This window comes from Methylobacterium sp. B1, assembly GCF_000333255.1.
In the GTDB taxonomy this organism is placed as follows: domain Bacteria; phylum Pseudomonadota; class Alphaproteobacteria; order Rhizobiales; family Beijerinckiaceae; genus Methylobacterium; species Methylobacterium fujisawaense.
In genome coordinates, this window is sequence record NZ_BACT01000566.1 from 1 (window position 1) to 4878 (window position 4878).

The window sequence follows — 4878 nt, forward strand, 5'->3', positions numbered from 1 at the left end:
AGCCCTTCCGTATGCCGTACAGGAATTCGAGGACGAGGCGGGGTAGTTGCGTCGATAGGGCCGCGACCGTCGCGTAGACCGGGATCTGAAGGATGTACTTACGGGGTCGAAGGAGCAGCCCCAATCCGAGCCTCGCGATGTCCGCGCGGAGGACGAGGTACAGCATCAGCCCTGTGAAGGGCGTGAGCCAAGCGTTCCAGATCTCCGGCTCAACGCCGAAGTAGGTCCGCCAGCCCGCGGACATGAGAAGGGTCAGCGGCTGGGTCGCGGCTACGATGGCCGGATAGAGGATAGCTGACAAGAGCAGGAAGTCACGCTGGCGGACAACCGCCTTCCGTCGCGCCGCCGTCGGGTGCAGTGCCTCGAACTCGCTGACCGCCCGTCCGATGCGCCCCCGGAGGCTCGTGGGCGGCAGCTCGAAGCCGCGTTCGCCGAGCGCGGCCGTCGCCGCGAGTTGGCTGCCCCTGAAGTCGTGCCCGTGCTCCCGCCGCACCACGAAGAAGTAGGCGTAGACGAAGACGACCGCCGCCGAGAGGACGAGGGCTGCGAACTGCGAGGAGAGATCCAGGTACGCCTGGGGATCGAGGACGGGGAAGAGCCCGCCCAGGCCTCGGCTGTCCTTGAAGGCGAGAACCAACGCGAAGACGACGACGAGCCAGGCCAGGACCCGCAGGTGCAGCATGGCGAAGCGCCGAACGGTTTGTTCCGCGCGCGTGCCCGCGAGTTCCAGGTGGGAGATCTCGTGCCCCAGGAGCGCCCCGAACAGTTCGGGATCCTCCCGAACCGTCTTGCGGCCTGCCAAGCCGACGACGACGGAGGTGCGTCTGTCCGGCCTGTCCCTGGCCTCCAAGGCCTTTTCGTTCTTCGGGCTCCAGAACAGGCTTGGCCGCTCGTGGCCTCGCAACGTCGAGCGCGCCGATATCGTATCCAGGAGCGTCCTCATCGGCGCGAAGGTTTGGTTCCCGGCCTCGCGTTCGATCTTGCGTGCCGCGGTCTCGCCCCCGGACCACGATCTCAACGATGCGATCACGATTAAGAGTGATCCCAAGACCGACAGGGTGATGCCCGCTACCACGACGTCGCGATGGAATTGCCCCCCCATGCCCCGGACCGGGTGGCCCTCCCATAGCTTGAGCATGAACACGTACTGGAGAAAGAGGAGGATGCCGACGGCGACCGCGGCCGGCGTGTCGCTCACGCCGAAACGCCGCATCAGCCGGACCGGATGCTCGTTGGCAGGCGGCCGATCGGTCATTTGTCGCCCAGGTCCTCCGTGGCTGGCCGCACCTTGGCAAAGAGCGTCTCGAATCCTTCCCTGAGCGTGTTTTTCTCCTCTGCATTGAAGCGGCTTTTTGCGATCTCCCGGTCGAAGGCCTCCTTGAGTCGGGTCGCCTCGTCACCGGTGGCCTTGCGCTTCAGGAACCTGTCGAGGAGCGGGGCTATCGCCTCCTTCGCCGCGTCCTTGACCACGTCCTTGACGACGTCCCCGAAGAAGCCGAGCAGGAAAGGCACCACGACGGTGGCGAAGGTCGAGGCCGCGGCCCCTCCATCGAAGCGTCCCTCATCCTGCGAGTCGGCCCGATGCCAGTCTTCCGGCGCGATGTCGAAGATCTCGTCCACGACGAAGACATCCTCGGGCTCCACCTCCGTCACGATCGCCTTGGCCCATCGCTTGACGTCGTCCGCTTCGACCTTGCCCATCCCGAGCCCTCCGACCCAACGCACTGTGGCGTAGCCCGCCTATCCGACCGGAACGAGCCGGGTGGGCGGGCGCATTGGCACCCCCCAGGGCTCAGCCCATGGAATAGTCCGGCGGCATGTTGATCGTCGCCTTCGCGCTCCGGCCGTAGTCGCTGAACGGCCCGACGTGGACGGTCGCCGACCGCCATACCGGCTGGGGATATGCGACCGTGAACTCGGTCATCGGCGCCCATTTCGCGGTCTTGACGACCTCGCCAGGTGTCATCCCGATGATCGCCCCGAGCAGGAGGGCGACAGCGGCGGTGGCCGGGCGCCCGAGCTTGGAGGCACACCACGCGAAGACGTTGCAGGCGGTCTGGAGCAGGCGGCGAAGGTACTTGAACTCGGAAGCGCCGACGAAGGGGACTCTCCTGCCCCGCACGCGGTTGCAGGCCCAGCGGATCGACAAGCCGACGGTCAGCGGCAGGGCAACGGCCGCGGTGCCCGCCCCGATGATCGCGAGCGCGTTCTCGGCACCATACGCGTCCATCGCCCAGCCCGCCGCCCCGATGCCGACACCGTATAGAGCCATGTCCAAGGGAGACTTCTTAAGATGCTCCTTGACATTTTCAAAGGTCATTTTTTCGGTCAACCCGGCGAATCGATTCGTCGTCATTGATCAACCTCCGCGCGCGATGTCGGCGCGGACAGAGAACTTCGATCCACCTTCGCCGTTCCGTCGAGACGGCCGCCAAGGCTGGAAATATTTCGGTCATGAAGTCTGTTTTCTCTATAGCGGAGCCTATAGAAACTGGCGTTGACCGCATTGCCAAATTGTCCACTCCAATGTATGGGCGACAGCCTGTCCAAGTGATTCTGCTTTGCAGACTTAGTTCAGGGCAAGCCGAGTGGTCCTGCCGCCTCGTATCGGCTTCACGAGGCAACGGGGCGGCACTTTGGCCAGCGCGATGGCGCCGAGAACCAAGCGCTCGATCGAAGCCTATCGGCACGCCAGTAGCACCTGAGGGACTTGGCCCGCGCCGGCCTCCTCGCGACGCCACGAAGTTTCGCGCATCCGGCCGCGTGGATCACGCCTCCCTGTTCGCTGCAGGCTCAGTATGTTCCGCGGGCCGTATCCGCGTGTCGGAATAGCTCGGTGAAGCGAGCCAAGAGCAGGTCGCGCCGGTGCCGACCATCCACGCCAGGCATCTTCCGGCATCGAGCCTTCCGAAGCCCCAGGGGACCAAGCGGCAGCTCCTCGGGCGCAGCATCGGGTGGTTGGACGAGCCTGAGTTGGGGACGACCACACAAGCCGAGGGCGGGGCGATAAGTGGCGGGTTACATAAAATCCGGACCGCCAAAAATCCCGGACTCATCCCGCGCTTCATCCCGGCAAGCCCCTGACGGGGAACAACTTTGAGGCCTGACAGGCACTTGATCGTTCGCCGGGTTGCGGTCCCCTCAGCTCCACCAGGCCTTCCTGGTGACAATTCAGCATCCTGGCGACGCGGCGATATCGCCGTCGCAGCCAGGACTTAGCGGTAACCAGCCGCGATTTTCGCGCCCTGCGCCCCTGTCCGATCATCGATCTCAAGCCTGCTGGCTCTCGGACCGCGCCTGATCCGCGGGCGCGGAGGGATGGGCGACCGCGGGCCGTCTCACGCCGCGCGGCCGCGTCCGGACCGGCGGCCCTGCAACCATTGCGGCGGACCGGGGTTCGCTCCCGATTGACGACAGGCGGAGGCCGGGTGGCGCCCTGGATCGAACAGACAGTCTGGTGGCAGGTCTTCCCCCTCGGCTTCGTCGGCGCCCCCGACCAGGCCGACCCGGCCGCACCGGTCGTGCATCGCCTCTCCCACCTGCAGGCTTGGCTCGACTACGCGGTGGAGCTCGGCGTGTCCGGGCTGGCGCTCGGGCCGATCTTCGCGGCCGCCACGCACGGCTACGACACGATCGACCCTTTCCGGATCGATCCGCGCCTGGGCGATGAGGCCGATTTCGACGCGCTGATCGCCGCGGCCCGTGCCCGCGGCCTCCGCGTCCTGCTCGACGGGGTGTTCAACCATGTCGGGCGGGCCCATCCCGCCTTCCAGGACGTCCTGCGCAACGGGCCCGAAGCCCGGCAGGCCAACTGGTTCAGGCTGTCCTGGCCGCGGGGCTCCGGCCCGGGCATCGAGCCGGACTACGCCTGCTTCGAGGGCCATCGGCAACTCGTGACGCTCAATCACGACGCGCCGCAGGTCGCCGACCATGTGGCCGCCGTCATGGACCATTGGATCGCCCGCGGCGCCGATGGCTGGCGGCTTGACGCGGCCTACGCGGTTCCCCCGCACTTCTGGGCGCGGGTGCTGCGGCAGGTCCGCATCGCCCACCCGGAGGCCTACATCGTCGGCGAGGTGATCCACGGCGATTACGCCCGCTTCGTGCGGGACACCGGCATGGATGCGGTGACCCAGTACGAGCTGTGGAAGGCGATCTGGAGCGCCCTCAACGATCGCAACCTGTTCGAGTTGGCCCACGCCCTGGACCGGCACAACGGCTGCCTCGACACGTTCGCGCCCCTGACCTTCGTGGGCAACCACGACGTGACGCGGATCGCCAGCCGGCTCACGGACGACCGGCACCTGCCGCACGCCCTGGCGATCCTGCTGACCTGCGGCGGAACGCCCTCGATCTATGCCGGCGACGAGCAGGCCTTCCGCGGCGTGAAGGAGGAGCGGGTCGGCGGCGACGACGCGATCCGGCCGGCCTTCCCGCCGACGCCCGCGGACCTCGCCCCGTACGGCTGGCCGATCTACCGGCTGCACCGGGACCTCATTGCGCTGCGGCGGCGTCATGCCGGGCTGCACCGCGCGCGGACACGGACCCTGCACCTCGCCAACGAGCAGCTCGTGGTCGTGCTGGGCGACGGCGCCGCGCGCGTCCTGCTGGCCCTGAACCTCGCCGACGCGGCCGTTCCGCTGCCGGTCCCGGATGCCCGGGCGATCGAGGCCGGCCAAGGCGATCTCGCGGAAGCCGGCGGCCCGAGCGCCCGGGTGACCCTTCCGCCCCACGGCTGGGCCATCCTGGTTGTCTGACCGTCGCGGGTCGGCCCGCGACGGATCGGCCGCGGCCCTGCCCTACCCCGTGCCCTACCCCGTGCGGCGCGCGGTCCAGCGGCCCGCACAGGCGCCGAGCCCCGACGGGGTCCAGCGGCCG

At 67.8% G+C, this 4878-nt stretch carries 4 protein-coding genes; 1 reads left to right on the top strand and 3 read right to left on the bottom strand.

Going from position 1 to position 4878, the window contains the following annotated elements; all coding sequences use genetic code 11:
* The 3 genes from I53_RS16590 to I53_RS16600 all read right to left on the bottom strand — a co-directional run.
* Positions 1–1255, bottom strand: a 1255-nt coding sequence (locus I53_RS16590; protein WP_148291171.1) for a hypothetical protein, incomplete at its 3' end; no start/stop codon positions are given.
* Entirely contained in the window at positions 1252–1701 is a 450-nt protein-coding gene (locus I53_RS16595; protein ID WP_043352593.1) for a hypothetical protein, read from the bottom strand. The genes I53_RS16590 and I53_RS16595, both read right to left, overlap by 4 nt.
* A gap of 91 nt (positions 1702–1792) precedes the next feature.
* A complete protein-coding gene (locus I53_RS16600; RefSeq protein ID WP_148291172.1) occupies positions 1793–2356 on the bottom strand; it encodes a hypothetical protein in 564 nt (187 codons plus the stop codon).
* Positions 2357–3428: 1072 nt separating this feature from the next.
* On the opposite strand from I53_RS16600, the gene I53_RS16605 reads away from it, so the two are divergent.
* A complete protein-coding gene (locus I53_RS16605) occupies positions 3429–4757 on the top strand; it encodes an alpha-amylase family protein (protein ID WP_043352595.1) in 1329 nt (442 codons plus the stop codon).
* The last annotated feature ends 121 nt before the right edge of the window (positions 4758–4878 follow it).